Origin of the sequence: Rubripirellula obstinata (assembly GCF_001642955.1) — a bacterium.
GTDB lineage: Bacteria > Planctomycetota > Planctomycetia > Pirellulales > Pirellulaceae > Rubripirellula > Rubripirellula obstinata.
The window spans coordinates 1-20313 of record NZ_LWSK01000102.1 but is presented as its reverse complement, the minus strand read 5'-3'; the positions used below and the strand labels follow the sequence as shown (position 1 = coordinate 20313).

Annotated in this window: 13 protein-coding genes; 3 read left to right on the top strand and 10 right to left on the bottom strand. The window is 53.5% G+C overall.

Annotated features, from left to right (window positions below; all coding sequences use genetic code 11):
- Window positions 1-625: 625 nt before the first annotated feature.
- From RC85_RS19650 to RC85_RS19625, 6 genes are all read right to left on the bottom strand, one after another.
- Window positions 626-865: a hypothetical protein gene (locus RC85_RS19650; RefSeq protein ID WP_068265950.1), complete on the bottom strand. Its 240-nt coding sequence runs from the start codon at window positions 863-865 to the stop codon at window positions 626-628.
- A gap of 18 nt (window positions 866-883) precedes the next feature.
- Complete coding sequence (locus RC85_RS19645; RefSeq protein WP_068265948.1) at window positions 884-1231, bottom strand: zincin-like metallopeptidase toxin domain-containing protein; 348 nt, start codon at window positions 1229-1231, stop codon at window positions 884-886.
- Window positions 1232-1265: 34 nt separating this feature from the next.
- Window positions 1266-1673 carry a hypothetical protein gene (locus RC85_RS19640; protein WP_157593969.1) on the bottom strand — a complete coding sequence of 136 codons (408 nt, stop codon included), beginning with the start codon at window positions 1671-1673 and terminating at the stop codon, window positions 1266-1268.
- Window positions 1674-1958: 285 nt separating this feature from the next.
- A complete protein-coding gene (locus RC85_RS19635) occupies window positions 1959-3215 on the bottom strand; it encodes a TlpA family protein disulfide reductase (RefSeq protein ID WP_068265942.1) in 1257 nt (418 codons plus the stop codon).
- A 515-nt stretch (window positions 3216-3730) separates the two neighbouring features.
- On the bottom strand, window positions 3731-4501 hold the full coding sequence (locus RC85_RS19630; RefSeq protein ID WP_068265940.1) for a hydroxypyruvate isomerase family protein: 771 nt from the start codon (window positions 4499-4501) through the stop codon (window positions 3731-3733).
- Window positions 4501-6933 carry a M1 family metallopeptidase gene (locus tag RC85_RS19625; RefSeq protein WP_068265938.1) on the bottom strand — a complete coding sequence of 811 codons (2433 nt, stop codon included), beginning with the start codon at window positions 6931-6933 and terminating at the stop codon, window positions 4501-4503. Before RC85_RS19625 ends, RC85_RS19630 begins: the two co-directional genes overlap by 1 nt.
- A 137-nt stretch (window positions 6934-7070) precedes the next feature.
- On the opposite strand from RC85_RS19625, the gene eboE reads away from it, so the two are divergent.
- Window positions 7071-8252, top strand: coding sequence for a metabolite traffic protein EboE (gene eboE / locus RC85_RS19620; RefSeq protein WP_068265934.1), 1182 nt, complete (start codon window positions 7071-7073; stop codon window positions 8250-8252).
- A gap of 8 nt (window positions 8253-8260) precedes the next feature.
- Here eboE and RC85_RS19615 read toward each other — a convergent pair whose 3' ends face one another.
- The 3 genes from RC85_RS19615 to lepA all read right to left on the bottom strand — a co-directional run bounded on the left by RC85_RS19615 (window position 8261) and on the right by lepA (window position 13219).
- The gene (locus RC85_RS19615; RefSeq protein ID WP_084422858.1) at window positions 8261-9760 is read right to left on the bottom strand and encodes an ammonium transporter; all 1500 of its coding nucleotides are present in this window, start codon (window positions 9758-9760) and stop codon (window positions 8261-8263) included.
- Window positions 9761-10207: 447 nt separating this feature from the next.
- The gene (locus tag RC85_RS19610; protein ID WP_068265932.1) at window positions 10208-11101 is read right to left on the bottom strand and encodes a rhomboid family intramembrane serine protease; all 894 of its coding nucleotides are present in this window, start codon (window positions 11099-11101) and stop codon (window positions 10208-10210) included.
- A 321-nt stretch (window positions 11102-11422) separates the two neighbouring features.
- Complete coding sequence (gene lepA / locus RC85_RS19605) at window positions 11423-13219, bottom strand: translation elongation factor 4 (RefSeq protein WP_068265930.1); 1797 nt, start codon at window positions 13217-13219, stop codon at window positions 11423-11425.
- Window positions 13220-13540: 321 nt separating this feature from the next.
- Between lepA and RC85_RS19600 the strand changes: the two genes are divergently transcribed.
- Window positions 13541-14848 (top strand): NTP/NDP exchange transporter, encoded by a 1308-nt coding sequence (locus RC85_RS19600; RefSeq protein ID WP_084422857.1) that lies wholly within the window; start codon window positions 13541-13543, stop codon window positions 14846-14848.
- A 728-nt stretch (window positions 14849-15576) separates the two neighbouring features.
- On the opposite strand, the gene RC85_RS19590 is transcribed toward RC85_RS19600, so the two are convergent.
- Window positions 15577-17022, bottom strand: coding sequence for a hypothetical protein (locus RC85_RS19590; protein WP_068265926.1), 1446 nt, complete (start codon window positions 17020-17022; stop codon window positions 15577-15579).
- Window positions 17023-17403: 381 nt separating this feature from the next.
- Here RC85_RS19590 and RC85_RS19585 point away from each other — a divergent pair, with 381 nt between their 5' ends.
- The gene (locus tag RC85_RS19585; protein WP_149752633.1) at window positions 17404-20064 is read left to right on the top strand and encodes a hypothetical protein; all 2661 of its coding nucleotides are present in this window, start codon (window positions 17404-17406) and stop codon (window positions 20062-20064) included.
- The last annotated feature ends 249 nt before the right edge of the window (window positions 20065-20313 follow it).

Below are 20313 nucleotides of genomic sequence, written 5' to 3'. Positions count from 1 at the left end.
TCCCTGATCGCCAGCATGTAGGCCGTAGCGAGCCAAAGCGAGTTACGGCAATTCGCGCACCGCCGTAACTCGCTATGGCTCGCTACGGCCTACTTTCTACTTTCTGGTTCCCATACGTAGCCTGGCCTGATGAAAATCATTGCATTGCAGCAAATTGGGCAAGCTGCACCATGGCCGACAACACAAACTGCAGCGTTGTGAAGCATTGTGGCAACGGCACATTTCCCTGATCGCCCGCATGTAGGCCGTAGCGAGCCAAAGCGAGTTACGGCAATTCGCGCACCGCCGTAACTCGCTATGGCTCGCTACGGCCTACTTTCAAGGTTCGTGACAAGTTGACAACGACACATTTTCATCAGCCCAGGCATCGCCCCGCGCGTTGTGCTGGCCCGAACGCGCGGGGCGATGCCCACGCGGTTAAACAATTTAGAAACCCTTCACGGCGTTGGGCCCACGCGCCCCGGTAAACCGGTAATGCTCAAGTCGCATTTCGCTCCGCTCAATAAGGCCCACCAGCAGGCTTCTGACAAAAGTCGGCGGCAGAAAATAGTGCACCGTAAAGCAGAAGGGCGTCCAGTTTTCCACCTCCCCCACGCAGCGAGATTATTCCCTCCTTGGGGCGACGCTACATCAGTTCGACGGGCTGAACCTCCTCTGAGGACAAGTTGACGGCGAGAACGATTGAAGGTGGATCGGTCGTTGCACTTCGATCGGTCATTCCTTCGTAGGCAAATTCGACCTGCCAAGTTTCTGAGGCCCCATCTTTCAGGCTCGCGCCGAGACATGAACCGTGCTCGTAGCCCCGATCCTTCATCATCCGTTCTGCCAGCTCGATGGCTAGCTCAATCTTGGTAATCGTACTCATAGCTTCTACTCCTGATAGTTACCTCGTAGACGGGTAGTTCAGCGACCAATCACGCTCAAGGTCGTTCAATTGATCCCAGATACGGTTGTTTTTGAGTCTTTCCAAAACCATTTGTTCACGCTGGGCTGGTGTGAACAGCTTGTAGTAGTCGTCCCCGTATTTCTTGTAATCAAGCATGTGAGCAAGCTCGTGGCTGACGTTCAGTCGCGTGGGATTTCGCGGCAGCGTCATCACGCCACGAACACCATCGAAACTGCCGTTAATTCTTTCGTGAAGATAGACGCCCCTGCGTTCGAGGTATTTGACCAAGGCCGGTATCTTCTCTTTCGGGAACAGTTCGCCGCCAAGTTGTCCGACTTCATTCATCAGGTCTACACTGTTTGGCTCAGAACTGAATCAGCTACTTCGTGACTTCCTCATCGACAAAACCATTCCAGTCATGGACGCCGTTTTGTTCTTCAAACAACTGCGGAACTTCATCGTATATTTGCCCGGCTGCCATTAAGTGCGGCACGCAATGAACGAAGAACAGCTCCGTCTGGTTTGCGAGACAAGCGGTGTCACAGTCGGTGGCTTCGTACGAATTCGCCAGCTTCTCCAAGTTGTCAGTTATGTCTGCCATGTGAAACGCAAATTTTTCCCTGAGATCATCGAAGTTCGCCAACTCTTCACGATCCCACTTCGCATCAAAGACGGCGCGAAACCGCTCTCTAAGTTTTTCGTGCTTTTCGTTCGTCATAGTTGTAGTCCGATATTCAACCAGTCCTTTGTCAGCTTTCCCAATCAATTCGGGAATGTGATCGTCCAAGTGATAGTCGATACCTTTCTGCTTTCCAGCGATCTTTTCATGAATCTTCTTTCGGGATATCGCCATATTCACCACGTTTGCATTCGGAGTTAGCCCACGGCTTCGCAGGGCGTTCTCCATTATATCAGCTGCCTCGTCCGCAAACTCCGCCGGTACACTGTTTGGGGCGTTATCAAACGCCGTGAGGAGTTTCTAAGTTGTTTAACCGCGTGGGCATCGCCCCGCGCGTTGTGCTGGCCTGGGATCATGTCATCGGGGCCTATTCTCTTTGGGGATGTCGTCTTGTTAGTCCTCCTTTTCTGCGACCTCTTTTACCTTGCTGATGGATTCCTCTGGCAGCGGGCCAATCAATTCAGCCAACAATTCGTTCAATCTTTCGCCACGTGCATTCAACGAAACGACCTTTCCATCGCGATCAACTAAAATCGCTTTGGGGATCCCCGTCACGCCATACTTCTTTGCAATGGGATGATTCCATGCAACACCCGTCTTGGGGTCGCCGACGATGTTGACCCAATTTGCATCGACGCTTTCGGCGTACTCTCGCATCTCCTTGACGGTCCGGTCCATGTTGATGCCAACGACTTCAAAATCACCTTCGTAAGCTTCCAGATTTCGCTTCATGTTCGGTATTTCATAGCGACAGGGTCCGCACCATGACGCCCAGAAATCAACCAGCACGACCTTGCCCCGATACGATTCCCAATCAAACGGTTCACCGCGACCCGTCGGGCCACTTAATTCGAGAGGATTACCCAGCAAACGTAACTGCCTAGCCGATGCACGCGATTGGTCGGCGAAAGCCAAAACCCGTTGGTCGTTACTGGATTCAAGCCGAGTCGCCAGATCTTCGTAGACTTTCAAAGCTAGTTCGGGCGACACCTCTTCTAAATTGCCAGCGAGCATTCCACCAAGCGAATAGCTTTCCCTGGACGGCCCCATTTGGTCTAGCAACTCGTTCACTTTGCCGATGACCACCTGCTGTTCCTCTTTCGACATTGATTCCAACGAAGCAATCTCTTGCTGAATCAATTGACGCGTTCCAATTGCCTTGATTTCAGGTCGTTCATCAGAGACCAAGTCTTCCACCAACGCATCGAATTCTCCTTCGGCGTCCGGTTCAAATTGTGACAGAAAAGCCAGCGCGTCCATCTGCTGAGCGATCGCACGAATTTCGTCATTGATCGTGACGCCGTCCATGTTTCGGATTTTGACCGAGGCATCAACAATCGCTCGAACAGCCTCGGGAACTTCGCTTGGATTCTTCCGTTGGCTTTCCTGAATGGTTTTGTTGATGAAGCGAAAAATCTCCTCTGCATCACCATCGGGAATCGCAAGCTCGTCTACCTCTGCCTGCACAGCAACTTCAGCAGATTTCGGCGACGGATTAGCTTTCTTGTCCGCCACACCTTCGCCCTTTTCAGCGACAGCAACGGCGACGGTTTCGCCAATTTCACTTGTCGAATCGGTACTCGGACCGCAACCAAGGACGCAGGAAAACAGCAGTACAGCAGTGCTGCAAAAGTAAACAAAGGCTCGCACTTATCAATCTCCAAAAAGTGAAAAGTCGTTATTGTTGAAACCAAGACCAACTTAGGACCGTCGGAACCATGAGTGGCGGGAAAATTGGTAGCGAAAGTCGCCAAGACTTTCGGTTTGTCGAATTGCCGAAACTCTTGGCGAGTTTCGCTACGCCACTTATTGTTCCGACGGTCCTTATCTCAGCAAAAGTAATGCCGAAGTTTACCAGGAAGGGTAAAGCAGGCCCTCCCCAATTCCTCAACACCTGCGAATCAGGGTGCGAATCAGGGTGCGGGCACGCTAGCCGGCAGACGTTTTTGTCGGCCTTAGCGAGCGGATTTGATTGCTTGCAACGCACGAAACACGGGAGTCACAGACAACGCCGTGAAGGGTTTCTAAACCGTTTAACCGCGTGGGCATCGCCCCGCGCGTCCATGCGGGGCGAAACGCGCGGGGCGAAACGCGCGGGGCGATGCCCACGCGGTTAAACGAACTAACCCGTGTTTTCCGGGACCAAAACTCTTCACGGCGTTGAATCACAGAGGTCGAGTTTGCATTCGGGAAACCGCTCGAATTCCTTCGTCTGGATCGCGTATTGGCCAGTATTCTAGGCCAATGTGTTGCTGGAAGCCGGTTTGGGCGATGGCTTCAAAAATCTGGGAATAGTTCAATTCTCCGCGATCAAGCTCATTTCTGCCCGGGTTTCCAGCGGCGTGGAAATGACCAATCGCATCGATGTTTTTCGTCAGCCGAGTGATGACGTCGCCCTCGCTGATCTGCTGGTGATAGATATCGAACACGACTTTGACGTTGGGACTGTTGACCTTTCCAACGATCTCAAACGCCTCGTCGCTACCAACCAAATAGTATCCCTTGTGATCCACGCGATCGTTCAGTGGTTCGATCACCAACGTGATTCCGGCTTCTTCCAACAAAGGTGCTGCCTCGATCAAGCCGTCAACGAGCGATTGATGCTGAACTTGTCTCGACTGCCCGGGCAGAAAATCACCGACCTGCGAAATAAGCGTTTTGCAACCGATCTGTTTCGCCGCAGCAATCGACTGCGTCAGTCCGGCGATATACAGCGGCCGTAATTCAGGATCAACCAACGATACGAATTTGGTGCAGCAAGCTGCGATCGTCATCGAATGTTTTTCAGCAGCCGCAACCATCGAATCGAGATCCTTTTCCCACCAACACCAAAACTCGATCGCATCGATTCCCGCATCGGCGACTCGAGCGATCGCTTCGGTTTCGGCGACGCCTTCAAAGACCGCGTCAATGCAGACTGAGAGTTTCAGCGTCATCAGGAATCATCATCCTCAGACTCTTCGCTCGCGTCTTCGTCAACCTCTTCGCTTTTCTTTGCAGCTCCCTTCGCCTTTTGCATCGCGTTCTTCTTTTTCTCTTCTTTGAACAACCTGAAGCGATTGGTTTCGATCTTTGGCGGCCACTGATTGTTCGACGTCTGAGTGTCAGCGGTTTCCCGTCGTGGGTCCACTTGGATTCGGACAATTTCCTTGTCGGTGATGAACAGTTTCTTCACTTCCTTGGAATTGTAACGCCAAATTTGTGCAGGAATCCGCACGGACTCGAACGTGTTATCGTTGTAGTGGACCCGAGCGATAATGGGCATCACCAAGCCGCCGATGTTTTTGAATGTCGCAACGTAGAAATTGGTGCTGCGTCGTAACAACGCGCGTTGGTCTGGCTCTAAACCATCCAGGAATTTTTGGTACGACTTTCGTGCGTCTTCATCAACCGCATGCTCGTCGTAATCATTGCTGTTGTAGAAATCATTCAACTGCAAGTGTGATGAAATCCGAACAGGCAAGTTTTCGTTTCGTATCTTCGACAAAGTCGGTTCCTGATCGTCCCGTTCTTTCCGCTCGCGTTCGGCTTTGTCATCCGGGTCGCCGTCGTCGATTTGAAAGAGCTGCAGATCGGTGATTGCGATGTCAACGTGATCGGTTCCGTAAAACCATCCTCGCCAAAACCAATCCAAATCGATACCTGACGCATCCTCCATCGTGCGAAAGAAATCGCTGGGTGTGGGCCGTTTGAATTTCCAGCGACGTGCGTATTCGCGAAACGCAAAATCAAAAAGCTCGCGTCCCAGAATCGTTTCTCGCAAAATGTTCAGAGCCGTCGCTGGCTTTGCGTACGCATTGTTGCCGAACTGCAGTATTTCCTCGCTGCCGGTCATAATCGGACGCTGGTTTCCGCCTCGCATGTACGGAACAATTTTCTCTGGATCACCTCGACGCGACGGATAGTCTTTTTCCCATTCCTGTTCAGTCAGGTATTGCAGAAACGTATTCAGCCCCTCGTCCATCCAAGTCCATTGACGTTCGTCGCTATTGACGATCATCGGATAGAAATTGTGGCCGACTTCGTGGATCACGACGCTGATCAGACGATACTTGGTGTCCTTGCTGTAGGTTCCATCTTTTTCGGGACGTGGACCGTTGAAGCAGATCATCGGATACTCCATCCCGTAGATCGGTCCATTGACGCTGATGGCAACGGGATAGGGATACGTGAAAGAGTACTTTTCGTAGACCTCTAAAGTGTGCGCGATTGCATGAGTCGAATACCTGCTCCACAAGGGTTCCGCGATGCCTGGATAGAACGACATTGCCATCACCGTTTTGGATTCTGGACTGTCTTTGCCTAACTTCACGCCCATCGCGTCCCAGATGAACTTGCGGCTCGCTGCAAACGCAAAGTCGCGAACGTTCTCCGCTCGGAAGGTCCACTTTTTGGTGGATTGACTTCGCAGTGGTTCGTTAGCTTTTGCTTCTTCGCGAGTGATGATCATGACCGGTGAGGTAGCAGTCTCGGCTTCTTTGAGCCGTTCTTGCCACAACGGTTTGAGGACTTCGTCCGGGTTTTGCAATTCACCACTCGCGGTGACGACCATGTTTTCAGGCGCAGTGATGTTGACGGTGTAGTCGCCAAGTTCCAACGTAAACTCGCCGCGTCCTAGAAATTGCTTGTGCTGCCAACCGGCGTAATCGGTGTAGGCAACGACTCGCGGAAACCACTGAGCAATCTCGTAGATGCAATTGTCATCGACGTTCTCGTCATCGCTAGGGAAGTGTTCGTATCCGGCGCGAGCGTTCGTGACTTTTGTGTTGACAATGTTATAGGAATAGTTGATGCGAAAACTAAACGATGCACCGGGGGCGAGCGGCTGGTCCAAATCAATTCGCATCATGGTTTGGACAATCGTATGCTTCAACGGTTGTTCGCCGGATGAATCTACCGATGCTTCGCCGACGGAAACAACACTTTCAATCTTGTGCCCGCCGTCGAAGACAAGCTGTGACAACTTCGATTCGATACTGCGGAACGAAGTCTTCGGCTGAAGCGTGGGGGCGACGGTTGCCAGCGTCGCGTCAGAACCTTTAGCGAACCGATTCTGGTCTAGCTGAACCCATAGATACCGCAGCGTGTGTGGCGAAAGGTTGTGGTAGTGAATCGTCGCTTCGCCAATGATCCGCCGGTTCTGGTCATCCAGCGTGACATCGATTTCGTAATCAGCGCGTTGTTGCCAATAGTCAGGCCCTGGCGACCCTGAAGCTGTTCGAGTCGCACCAGGAGTCGGCAACCAATCGTCGATCTGGAAAAAGTGATCTTCTTGATCTTGATGCTTGTGGTTTGGAAGCGGCTGGGCGAAAACCAGCGAAACGCCCGTCATCATCAGGACGACGAAGCAAATCAGCAGACGGGGCATGGATATCTTGCAGTGGGTGTCTTGGAGTTAATGTCAGGCAACAACTTTGGTAAGGTTCCCATGATAGTCACTTTGCAGTCTTTGATCCGCAGGGCTTCGCCGTATTTCCCGGCTCCCCCCCCTCCAACGAAAACCTCATGATTTCACCGACAAAGTGGACCACTGGCTATTGCACGAACGTTCATGCCGGCACCGATATGGCATCGATTCGCGAGAATCTTGACCGTTATGCCGGGGCGGCTCGCATGGGTGCGGGGCTGGATAGCTTGGGCGTCGGGCTTTGGCTGCCCGCATCGGCTGCCAAGGAATTGGCGGCAAGCGTCGGACCGTTCAAGGAATTTCTGGCTCAGCGAAGCCTGACGCCCTACACGATCAACGGTTTTCCCTACGACAATTTCCACCAAGATGTCGTCAAGCAAACGGTCTACCGACCGGGTTGGTGGGAACCGTCGCGGCGACAATACACCGAAATGTTGGCGGAGATTTTATCGCAGTTGTTGTCAGACGATCAGTCCACCGGATCGATCAGCACGCTTCCGATCGGCTGGCCGACCGATTGTGATCCAAGCAAGGCAAAAGAAGCCTCGGGCGAAGCACTGCGTACCCTGGCAAAGTTTCTGTCAAAGCTTGAATCCAAAACCGGCAAGCGGATCGTTGTCGCGATCGAACCTGAACCTGGTTGTATGCTGGATACGACCGAGGATGTTGTCGATTTTTTCGCCAACGAGTTGCCTGAATCAATGCATCGTCGGCACATCGCGGTTTGTCACGATGTGTGTCATTCAGCCGTGATGATGGAATCCCAAGCCGTTGTCATCGACCGGCTTGCAACCGAAGGGATTGGCATCGGCAAGGTTCAAATCAGCAGCGCCGTGGTGGCCGATTGGCAGGCGATGGCCGAAGGAAGACGACGCGAGGCGATCACTCAATTGAGTCAGTTTGCGGAAGACCGCTACCTGCATCAAACTGGCCGCGTCAATTCAGCGGGCAAGTTTATGCTTAGCGAAGATCTTCCCAACTTGCTTGCGAAGGTCGCCACCGATGGTGACCCGGTTTGGGGTGACCATCGCTGGGTCGTTCATTTCCACATGCCAATTTTTATCGAACGCTTTGGTCACTTATGCACCAGCCAATCAGACATACTGCAATGCTTGACTGCGCTGGCCGCACCTGGTTGCAAAGCCGATTTTACTGGGCATTTAGAAATCGAAACTTACGCATGGTCGGTGTTACCCGAATCGATGCGTAAACGAGGTCTTGCCGACGACATCGCCAGCGAAGTTCGCTGGCTTCGCCGTGCGATTGTCGAGGCGATGTAGCTTGGTAACTACGCCAAGGTGTAGCCTTCTTCACCGTGGTCGGTGATATCGAGTCCGCGTTGTTCGTGTTCTGGTAAAACGCGAAGCCCCATGACGGCGTCGATCAGCTTCAACAAGATAAAGCTGCCAATGCCGGCGAAGGCTAACGTTACCAACACGGCAACAATCTGACCAATGACAAGACTGGTATCGCCACCGGATTCGATCAGACCGATCTTTTCACCGCCCGCGACATCCCAACATGCTCGCGATGCGAACACGCCCGTCAAAACGGCACCTAAGATTCCGCCAACGCCGTGGACGCCAAACGCGTCGAGCGCATCATCGTACTTCAACCACATTTTCAATTTGCTGCAAGCGATGTAACAGCAAATTCCGGCGGCCAATCCCATGATGATCGCAGGCATCGGCTGAACAAAACCTGCGGCGGGTGTGATGCAAACCAAGCCGGCGACTGCACCACTGCTGGCACCAAGCACGGTCGGTTTCCCCAGTGCTGACCATTCGGTGATTGCCCAAGCGACCGCACCGGCGGCGGCTGAAAAGTGGGTTACCGCGAACGCGCTGCTGGTCAGTCCGTCAGACAGCAATTCGCTGCCCGCGTTGAAACCAAACCAGCCGACCCAAAGCATCGCTGCACCTAGCGCCGTGTAGGTCAAGTTGTGTGGCTGAATCGGTTCTTTCAAGAAACCCATTCGTGGACCGATCAGAATTGATGCGACCAATGCCGAGATTCCACTGCTGATGTGAACCACGGTTCCACCCGCAAAGTCGAGCGCTCCGCCAGCAATCCCGTCTTCGCCGTAAGCAAGCGGGCCGCCGTCCCAAACCCAGTGACACAGCGGGCAGTAAATGAAGGTTCCCCACAGCACTGAAAAGACAACCATCGAACTGAATTTCATTCGTTCAGCGAACGCACCGCAGATCAGTGCGGGTGTGATGATAAAGAACATGCCTTGGAACAACGCATGAGTCATCAGGGCGATGGTGCCGTCGTACATCGGCGTCAGAGGTTCACCGGCAGCTTCGCTCCAGAATCGTTGAACCCCATTCATGAACAGGTATTCGCCGTTTCCGATCCAACCGCCGGATCCACCAAACGCCCACGAATAACCGTAGATCGCCCAGATCACGGTCATCAATCCCATCAGGAAAATGCACTGCATCATCACGGACAAAACGTTCTTACGCCGAACCAATCCGCCATAGAACATTGCCAAACCGGGTGCGGTCATGAACAGAACAAGAGCACAGGATGTCAGCATCCAAGCATTGTGGGCGGCGGCGGGGCCGTTGCTGAATTCGGCGTCGGTCATGCCCGCAGGTTCAGAAGATACAGCAAGTTCAGAAGATACAGCAGGTTCAGAAGATTCAGCAGTTACGGCTTCCTCGGATTCCACCTCAGTCATCTCGGCTTTTGCAGTCGCCAAGTCATCCTGAACCTCGGCTTGCGCGGCTGCTTCATTAGCCGCCGAATCGTCTTGTGCCTGAACGATCGAAGACGACATCACCAGGGCCGCCAAACAAAAAACTATCGCGATTTTCCGCGAGATTGCGAAGCTCAGCGAAACGTTTGGAACGAAAAACACCGTCATTCTAGACACCTTCAAGAAAGAGAAACCCGCCTCGCCTCGCAATCAATCGTTGGCCGCCATGGGCGACGCATTTTCATACGTATTCAACTAGGGAATACGTACAGGTCCAAAAGAAATGCTGAGCGAAAACACGCATGCAATAAAGCATGCAACGACAATTAAGGGAAAACATAAACCTTTGCAGGTCGGTTCGCCACTACCTGACGCCCTTGATCGTCATTCAAAGGGATAGATTTTGCCCCGCCGGCGATCGTTCCGCTGTAGGCCGGAACAAGCGCAGCGAAGTTCCGGCAATTGCATTCTCAGTTGCCAGATTGCCGGAACTGCGGTGCGACTGTTCTCGCTTGCATCTGCAAGCGATCAAGTGCCAATCGCAAGGCCCCAGCAGATCGCGATCACGACCATCGCCAGCACCGAGGCAATCGTCTGCACATTCTGATTCGCCAGAAAACGATCCGGCACTCGGCAAGCGATCCAGCCAATGACGACGCCCGAAACAAATCCGGTCACGTGCGCGACCACGTCCGTTCGCTCTCCACCAACACCTACGAACGCCAACAGTAACACTCCGCCGATCAGTGGACGCCATCGCCGAAACACATTTTCGGTAGCCGATGTTCGAGGACGCAGAGCATGCGAAACCAAAATCCCCAACGCAGCAAAAACCGCCGTGGAAGCACCGATCGATGAATGGTCGGCATCACGAACAACGGCATTGATCGCGTTTCCAATTCCACCCGCCAAAACGATCGACAACCAAGCCACTCCGCCGCCCAAAATGCGGCCGGCGAAAAGCCCAAATAGCCCGCCGAACGCCAAGTTAGATAACAAGTGTTGAAGATCGACGTGCAGTGTTAGCGCCGTGAACACACGCCACCACTGGCCCGCTTTGACCTCGCCCGCCTGCATTCGACCGAGTTGCCGCCAAGGCAATTCGTACGCGGAAAATGAATCGCAAAACATCACCATACTGATGACCAAAGCGTAGACACCGACGCCGCCCATTGCACCATCGAAGATCGGAATTCGGGCTGCCTTTTGTGGCGCTTCGCCCGCGTTGTCTTGCTGGTGCAATTTCAATTCGTCCAGCGCCGCCGCACCGTCGTTAGGTGCAACCAAAATGACCCACCAACCGTCGTGTTGCATCAAATTGCTGGAAATGCCAGCCGACGCCAGCACCAATTGCGGTTCGCCGCAAGATTGTTGGCTACGAGTTTTGAAGACAACTTCGGTTCGGTTTTGAGCTTCATCCATGAATCGTTTCGTTATCCCTTGTCAGTAGATGTAGGCCGGAGATGTAGGCCGGAACAGGCGCAGTGCAGTTCCGGAAATCCAACGCAGTACCATGCAATTGCCGGAACTGCGCGGAGCTTGTTCCGGCCTACACATGTTACATGTTGTTAAGGAACGTCGGAGCAATAAGTGGCGTAGCGAAACTCGCCAAGAGTTTCGGCAACTCGACAAACCGAAAGTCTTGGCGACTTTCGCTACCAATTTTCCCGCCACCCATTGTTCCGGCGGTCCTAATCCGTCGATGACTGAACCCTGGCGGGATCAGCTACGTTGGAAATCGCTTTATGCCTTGTCAGCCCGCAGCACGGAAACAAAAGCCTTTTGCGGGATGTTGACGCTGCCGAACTGCTTCATCTTCGCTTTGCCCTTCTTCTGTTTTTCCAACAGCTTTTTCTTCCGCGTCACGTCGCCACCGTACAGTTTCGCAGTCACGTCTTTGCGGAACGGTGCGATCGTTGCCCGAGCGATGATCGTGCCGCCGATCGCTCCCTGGATTGGGATTTTAAACTGGTGTCGCGGAATCGCTTCGGCAAGCTGTTCGCAATAATGCAGCGCCCGAGCACGAGATTTCTCGCGGTGAACCAAGTACGCAAGCGCATCAATTGGTTCTTTGTTGACCAAAATATCGACCTTCACCACATCGGTGTTTCGATATTCGATGGCTACATAATCAAACGATCCGTAGCCTCGCGTGATCATTTTTAGCTTGCCGTAGAAATCAAACAGCACTTCCCCCAACGGCATCTCACTGGTGACCTCGACTCGGCCGGCCGACAGATAGTTCATCGTTTGACTATCGCTGCGATGTTCGCGGCACAATTCCATCACCGGACCAACGTACTCTTCCGGCGTCAGGATCGATGCTTTGATGAACGGTTCGGTCGCGGATTCAATGAAGGTCGGGTCAGGCCAGTTGCTGGGATTGTCAACTTCGATCGTGCTGCCGTCTTTCAGCGTTAAGTTGTACTTGACCGACGGCGCTGAAATGACCAAGCCCAGATCAAACTCGCGTTGCAACCGTTCCTGAATCACGTCCAGGTGAAGCAGTCCCAGGAAACCGCAGCGGAATCCAAAACCCAAGGCTGCGGAGCTGTCTTTTTCGTAAGTTAAGGCCGCGTCGTTGATTGACAGTTTCTCAAGGGCCTTGGTCAAATCCTGATACTCATCGGTACTCATCGGATAGACCGATGAAAACACGACTTGCTTTGCCGGTTGGTATCCGGGGATCGGCTTGTCTGCTTGTTTGTCCAAATGAGTAATCGTGTCGCCGATTTCGATGTCTTGGACGCTCTTGACGCCGGCAACGATGTAACCGACTTCACCCGCAGATAGTTCTTTTCTTGGAACGAGTTTGAATTGGTTGTAACCCAGTTCGTCAACTTTGTAGTCGCGACCGGAGTGCATGAAGTGAATCGTTTCGCGAGGCTTCAGCGTTCCTTCCATCACACGCACCTGCAAAATCACTCCGCGGAACTTGTCAAAGTGGGCGTCAAAAACCAGAGCTTTCAGCGGAGCGTCAGGATCGCCTGTTGGCGGCGGCAAATGCTTGACAATCCCCGTCAAAACATCCTCGATTCCTTCACCCGTTTTCGCGGACACTGGAATCGCTTGAAACGGATCCAGGCCAAGATCGGAATCGATCGCTTCGCGGGCTCGGTCGATGTCGGCCGCAGGCAAGTCGATCTTGTTGATGACGGGCAATAATTCCAGATCGTATTCGAGGGCCAAATACAGATTTGCGACCGTTTGCGCCTCAACGCCCTGGGAAGCATCCACGACAATCAATGCACCTTCACAAGCCATCAACGAACGACGAACTTCGTGCGAAAAATCGACGTGACCAGGAGTGTCGATCAGGTTCAATTGGTACTCGACGCCATCCTCGCCGGTGTAGGCCAACGTGACGGTATTGCTTTTGATCGTGATCCCACGTTCTCGTTCGATATCCATCGAATCGAGCATCTGGTCATGGAATTCTCGCTGTGTTACACCACCGCATGACTGAATCAGCCGGTCAGCCAGGGTGGATTTCCCGTGGTCGATGTGGGCAATGATGCAGAAGTTGCGAATTTGTTTCATCATTCGTTGTCAGACAAAAATCAGAGGGGGTGAACCCAACGCCGTGAAGAGTTTTGGTTCCGAAAAACACGGGTTAGTTCGTTTAACCGCGTGGGCATCGCCCCGCGCGTCGTGCTGGCCCGAACGCGCGGGGCGATGCCTACGCGGTTAAACAGTTCAGAAACCCTTCACGGCGTTGGGGTGAACAATGTGCCGTTATGGTACTGAATCGTCTAGCAAGCTGACACCTGTATGATTTTGAGACGTCAGGTACAGGTTTAACCAGACGAATTGGCTTGACTTCAAAAATATCCTTCATTCACGAACCCCAAATCTTTTTAGATGAACCAAGAACCTGATCCGGGGATTCGCTACCAGCGATGGGCGGTTGGCTACGCGGCCGCTTGGTTCTTTTTCATTTTGCTGGGGTATTTCGTGATTCGCCCAGTGCGCGACACCATGGGCAGCGTCGTCGGTTCGGATGGTTTGCGATCGTTGATGTGGGTCACGCTTGTGGTGATGTTTTTGGCGGTTCCGGCCTATGCGATGTTGGTGGCTAGATTGCCCAGGCGGTGGCTGGTGCGAGTCGTGTTTCATTTCTTCACGGCATGTTTGATTGGATTCTATTTCTTGATGCAGTGGGATTCGCAGCCTGTTCAGTGGTGGACGTCGCGAGTCTTCTTTGTCTGGGTGAACGTGTTCTCACTGTTTGCGACCAGTGTTTTCTGGAGCGTGATGGCCGACTCGTTCGACAGCTCTCAAGCGAAACGACTTTTCGGAATCGTCGCCGCCGGTGGAACCTCGGGTGCGATCGTTGGTTCGCTACTGACGTCACAAATCGCTGAACTTATTCCCACCGCAAAGCTGCTCTGGATTCCTGTTGTTACGATTCAAGCGGGATTGTGGTGTGCGTGGCGATTGGAGAATCAAACGCGGCGAATGCCTTCGAACGCACAACGTTTGAACCAAGCATCTGATCAAGGCGTTGCCGCTAAGAGCAATGCTAAGCCTGACCACGGAATCTTTGCGGGGATCGCGGCGGTGGGTCAGTCGCGTTACTTGCTGATGATCTGCCTGTTTCTGTTTTTTGCTCAGGCTCTGGGGACACAGTTGTACTTTCAGCAAGCGGAAATTGTTGCCGAGGCTTTCGAGTCCAAGTCACAGCGTGTCGCCTTCTTTTCGTACTTGGATCTGGGGACGCAGCTTCTAACCATCGCGATTCAAAGCATTGCGGCGGGATGGGTGCTGCGACGATGGGGCGTTGCTGTTGCCTTGGTTCTGCTGCCCCTTGTTTACTTTGCCGTGCTAGGATCGCTGGCCGTCAGTCCCACCTTGGCGGTCTTGGTGGTTGCGATGATTTTGACACGAGGCGTTGGCTACGGAATGACAGTTCCGTCGCGAGAAGTCTTGTTTACCGTGGTCAGCCGCGAGGACAAGTACAAGTCAAAGAGTTTCATTGACACCGTGGTGCTTCGCGGCGCTGACGCAATGTCGGGCGCAATCTTCGCCGAGCTTCGCAGATTTGTGACAACGACCACGACAAGCTTTTTGATGTTGCCAGTCGTTGTGATCTGGGGCGTGACGGCCTGGCGATTGGGCAGGCGACAGCAATCGCTCGCGGATTCGCTGCGAAAGGGTGACGCGAGTTAGGTGGATTAAGTCTGGGCCGCTAAAATTTTGGGGTTGCAGCAGTTGTCGTTTGCGCAGGTTTCATTCTCATCGCGATGGTGACTGCTTCCGCCGGGCTTGCCCCGGACGGAGCGGCAATTGGGAGCTACCTAACCGCAGATGTTCTTCGAAAGGGTACTCTCACGTAGGCCTCCGTTGCGGGCTTGTCCCGGCGGAGCTAGCGACTTGGCTACCCCAGCGCGATCGAGAGCGCGATCGAGCGAAATTCGTTGATCCCGCCGGGGCAAGCCCGCAGCGGAGATCGTGGCTGAAGAAGATTGGAACTGGCGTTGAGACGGAGCATTGGTAGCCGCCAGTTGTGATTCCGCCGGGACAAGCCCGCAGCGGAAATCGATAGAGTTGCCTCCGACGATTCGAATGGCCGCATTGGACTGAAAGCGGAACAAATTCTGAATTTCAAAATACGATGTCAATACCAGAGATTTAGCGGTCCAGGCGATGCCCACGCGGCTAAACGAACTAGTACTTGTTTTCCGGGACCAAATCTCTTCGCGGCGTTGGGTGACACCCCTTTTCCGGCCGCGTTACGGTCTATCGAATCGATCGATAGTTGAACGGTAAGAGTGAACCCCTGGCCGTCAGGCCTCGGGCAGTGCGGTAGGCCCGGCCGCTTACGCGTCGCGGCTCACTAAATCGATAGGCAGCGTGCATTCGGCATCGAGATTTCGTGCCGCTGCGGGCAGCTTTGCCTATTGCACAGCCATGGTCAGATTGCCGACGCCGGCACCGGCATCGAGGGACCGGTGCAGTTGGCCCAGTCGCATTTCGAGGGCGATGTTTTGCTTGTGCAGACGAGCCATTTCTTTCTTCATCGTTGCCAAGCTGTCCGCCATTTCTTGCGTGTACTGTCGAATCGCTGCGGTTTCAATTTTGAACTGGTTCAAATCTTGTTCCAGCTTGACCTTGATTTCAGTATTGGCGACCAGCATCCCGTTACTCTTGTCGATCGCTTCGTCTAGCTGACCCTTTTGCTCGTTCAATTCGTCGGTGCGATTGGCGAGTTCGGAAAGTCGCAGTCGAATGTGACGCAAGATGAAACGATAGTCATTGAGCGGACGCAGATAGTATCGGTCCAACAGTTTCACGATGCCTTCGTCGATCCATTCATCGGAACCGATTTCTTGGATCAGAATCGTGTCGCCTTTTCGGAACGTCGCTGGCTTGCCGTCGGCTCTTTGCAATCGAGCATCAACGGCGCGGCCGCTGCCGTCGAAGAAGCCGCCATCGAGAGCACCGCGTTGATCGGTGCTATCGACGTTCTCGGTGTGGTTCTTCAGAAACTCGACCTTGATCCATCGTGACAACGGCGGATCGTCGGCCGTGGCTCTTCGCCCATCATCCAAATAACTTTGCAGTGTGTCCGCATCGACTCGCTTGCCCAGCAAACGTTTGACCAATTCTTCATCGACTCGGCCGAGCCAGTTTTCGTCGCTCGGTGCGCTGCCTTCGGCGATGAACGGGCTGTGTCCGTCGAGTGGCAACAATTCATAGACCGACCATTGGCGAGCCTTGCCGCTATCGATGGCTTGTTTCTGTGCTTCTTCTAACGGAGTCGTCGGTGCTAGCGTGATCTGCGTCGCGGTGCTGGCGGTCACTTTGAATTCGCCGAGGTAAAACGTCGGCACGGCCATTTGTGTTTGTGGGTTGATCGCTTCGGCCAAACCGTAGACCACCAAACCTTCGGGGATCAGCGGCAACGTCGGCAGCGGTTCTTCGCCTTCGACGGGCGCGACCGGAATTACGGCCTCATCAGGGACAACGTTCAGGATCACCGATTGGCTGTCGCCGTTGGTCATCCGAAGTCCTCGCCAACTACGCCCCGCTTCGATTCCCAACTTGGCCACTTGGCGTGACAGATCGGTCAGGCCTTTGCCGGAGGTCGCGTCGCCGTACTTCAGCACGCGGTTCTCGGACTTCAGTTGAGCTGCCTGTAGTTCCAGTTCTTCTTTCTTTTTGTGCCATGACGCACGGCTCTTCAGGACGCCTGCGGTGGGAACCGTGAACAACATCGCCAGAATCATCAGGATGCAGACAGGAACGATCTGGTACCAGCGCCAATTTTGGGCGGCTTTCCAGACCAGGTAGAAGAACGCGATCAGGATGACCACGAAAACGCCGATGATGACAAACTTCATATTGGGTCCGAAGGCACCATGGGCGGAAAAGGTCGAAAAAGACGGCGGAAATTGATCCTATGAATACTAAGTTGGGCAATTTGCACCGTCAAGGAAATACTGCGTTTGAATAAGCTTTCTGAGGCCTTTCTGAAACCGTTCTGGCCCACAAAAATCGCTTTCGCATCGGTGGCTGTTGGACTCAGGCACTCAATCGCCCTTATTCCAGCCCAAACAACCGGACCATCCCGCACGATTAGATCGAGGGGGTCGGACAATTTCGTCCTCCCAAAGCGTCCCAGTGGTGCATCCGCGTCTATCAGCCGAATCGGATACTAGATGTTACGTTTTGTCCGGTTGTAAGTGATCGGCACATCATCTGGATCATTAGGAATCGGTTGCTTGGCAGATCTGACCCAACGCGAAAATCAACAAGTCAAACAGACCTGCGTCTTGTGGGTTCTGCTCGTTGCGATCGTTGGATTCTCGACCGGATGCCACCGGCAATACTATCGCCGCCAAGCCGATTGCGAGGCTCATCGCCTGATCGATCAAAAAGCGATGGTGGTCGCCCGTCCACCAAGCACTGGGATTCGCATCGACGTGGATCGTCAAAGCCGAATGTTCAATCCGTTCGACCTGGATTTCCAGCCGATGCCGCCCGATGACGGGGCGTCGAATCGATACATGCAGTGTGTTGACGGACGGCGTGGTTACCCGATGTGGGAAGCGGCCGGAAAAACCAACACGGTGGAAAGCCCAGATTGGTGGCAGTTCTTACCGCTCAACGAAAACGGAGTCCTGGTGCTGGACTTGGACGAAGCGGTCGAAATCGCATTGCTGCATTCGCCTCAGTATCAAAACCAAATTGAGAACCTGTATTTGACGGCCCTTGGCGTCAGCACCCAGCGGTTTGAATTCGATACACAGTTCTTCGGCGGTGGCCAAACGTCGCTGACCACGATCGGACGGCGAGCCGCCGGCGCGGGCGGTGATAGCAGCACCGTTTTTCAAGTCGGTACCGACAGCCGTATCGCCCCAGGCGGTCTTTCAATGCGACGACGATTCGCCACCGGCAGCGATCTGGTGGTCGGCGTCGCCAACAGTATGGTTTGGGAACTGAGCGGCCCGGATACGCAAAGCGCGACAACGCTGATCGATTTCACGTTGCTGCAACCACTGCTGCGTTTGGCAGGTCGTGACGTTGTGCTGGAGAGTTTGACGTCGGCGGAAAGAGATCTACTGGCGGCAGTCCGATCGTTCGAGCGATTCCGACGAAGCTTCTTTCTAAACGTGACCGTCGGCCGAGGTTTGGAAAGCACCATCACCGCAGTCGATGGAAACAATTCGGCCAGCACGGTAGCCAATCTCAACGGTTTCGACACACGCGGCGGTTACCTCGGATTGCTGCAGGACCAATTGGAGATCCGAAACAGTAAAGAGAACATTGCTCGGCAAACCGAGAACCTGCTAATTTTGGAAGACACGCTGCTGGAATCGTTGACCAACATTCCAGACGATCCTGGCAGCATCATTCGTGAACGATTGCAAGTGGCGCAGGCTCGTCAATTCTTGTTCACGTCACAATCTGGTTTGGTCAATCAGCAAGCGGCTTATGAACGATCCGTTGATGCATTCATGCGAACCCTGGGTTTGCCGCCCTACGTTTGCCTAAGCCTGAACGATCCGATTCTGTCGCGTTTCGAGCTGATTGCCCGTGAATTGCTAAGTCGGCGTCAACAGCTTAGCGCACTGCGTGTTTCGGTGGGCGATTTGAACGTGTCATTGTTGGCCGGCAACGAGATCACGATCGACGAGCAGACAGGTTTGCCGATTTCCCAAATCGATTGGACCGACGATGTTGCTGAAACGATCCGGCAAATCAGAGAGGCAATCGAACCGCTCGCCGATTTTAATCAAACCATCATCGACGAAGACTTGCCAATGGTCGTCGATGACATCAAGGCGTTTGAGGAAGCATTGCCTGATCGGGTCGAACGCGCAAAAGATTTACGCGAAGCCTATCAGGAAGAACGCGAAGGAATTTGTGGCCTGTTGAACGCGTCCGAGATTGACGAATCGATCTTTGACGTCGATGACCTGGAAGAATTGGACCAGGAACTTCGTATCGCTTATGAAAAACTGGAAGAGCGATTCCTGGGTTACGAAAACCGAATCAATGCACTGGGCAAAGTGCTCAAGTCATTGGACAGCGGTGAATCGGAAAAGCTGGATGGAAAAAAACTCTCTAAAAAATTGCGTAACGATGTCATCATCGCCACTCAAGACTTGTTGGCCGATATGGGTGATGACGTTTTGGCGTTGCAGCTAATTCAAGCTCGCGCTCGCACCGAGAGTCTTCTGTTGCCCGACGTCAAAATGGATCCGCGATCAGCCTTTGCGATCGCCAGCAGAAACCGACGTGATTACGCCAACCAAAAAGCGGCCGTCGTTGATGCTTGGCGAAACATCGAAGTGATTGCTGACGACCTGGAAAGCTCGCTGGACGTCTTGGTGTCCGGTGGCGTCGGAAACGTTGGCAGCAACCCGCTTCGACTGCGTTCGGACACGGGACGACTTAGCGTGGGACTTCGCTGGGACGCACCGATCACTCGCTTGGAAGAACGCAATGCTTATCGTCAAGCGTTGATTGAATACGAACAAACCAAACGCAGTTTCTATCAGTTCGAGGACAGCCTTTGGCAACTGCTTCGCGGCGAACTGCGTCAGCTTTACGCCAACCGATTGAACTTTGAACTTGGACGTCAAGCCATCCGAATTGCGGCGTCGCAGATTGAACTCAACGCGGACATTCGACGTCAAAACGATGATCGCGGAGTCGGATTGGGGCCAACGGCGGCTCGTGACGCGATCAGTGCGTTGAACGATTTGCTAAACGCACAAAACAACCTGCTAGGATTCTTCGTCAGCTACGAAGTCGTCCGCCGCAGCCTGGACTTTGACCTGGGCACCATGGAAATTTCGCCCGACGGATTGTGGATCGATCCAGGCCCGATCACCCCCGAGGAACTGCTGGCGCTGCCGGGGACCGATAGTTTGTAGCGGCAGGCCTAAACGGTGCAGGCGCTTGTAGGCCGGAACAAGCAAAGCGCAGTTCCGGCAATCTAACGTAGCACAATGCAATTGCCGGAACTGCGCTGCGCTTGTTCCGGCCTACATCGCGATGGAGTTCCTTAAAGATAAGTGCCCATGGGCGATGCCTGGGCCGCTAAATCTTTGGTATTGACATAGTATTTTGCAATTAAGAATTTGTTCCGCTTTCAGTCCAATGCGGCCATTCGAATCGTAGGA

Excerpts from the sequence above, each read along its gene's own strand:
- RC85_RS19625 (WP_068265938.1), bottom strand. The coding sequence starts at position 6,933 with ATGCCCCGTCTGCTGATTTGCTTCGTCGTCCTGATGATGACGGGCGTT.
- RC85_RS19610 (WP_068265932.1), bottom strand. The coding sequence starts at position 11,101 with ATGGATGAAGCTCAAAACCGAACCGAAGTTGTCTTCAAAACTCGTAGC.
- RC85_RS19590 (WP_068265926.1), bottom strand. The coding sequence starts at position 17,022 with ATGAAGTTTGTCATCATCGGCGTTTTCGTGGTCATCCTGATCGCGTTC.
- RC85_RS19645 (WP_068265948.1), bottom strand. The coding sequence starts at position 1,231 with ATGAATGAAGTCGGACAACTTGGCGGCGAACTGTTCCCGAAAGAGAAG.
- RC85_RS19615 (WP_084422858.1), bottom strand. The coding sequence starts at position 9,760 with ATGTCGTCTTCGATCGTTCAGGCACAAGACGATTCGGCGGCTAATGAA.
- lepA (WP_068265930.1), bottom strand. The coding sequence starts at position 13,219 with ATGAAACAAATTCGCAACTTCTGCATCATTGCCCACATCGACCACGGG.
- RC85_RS19600 (WP_084422857.1), top strand. The coding sequence starts at position 13,541 with ATGAACCAAGAACCTGATCCGGGGATTCGCTACCAGCGATGGGCGGTT.
- eboE (WP_068265934.1), top strand. The coding sequence starts at position 7,071 with ATGATTTCACCGACAAAGTGGACCACTGGCTATTGCACGAACGTTCAT.
- RC85_RS19650 (WP_068265950.1), bottom strand. The coding sequence starts at position 865 with ATGAGTACGATTACCAAGATTGAGCTAGCCATCGAGCTGGCAGAACGG.
- RC85_RS19630 (WP_068265940.1), bottom strand. The coding sequence starts at position 4,501 with ATGACGCTGAAACTCTCAGTCTGCATTGACGCGGTCTTTGAAGGCGTC.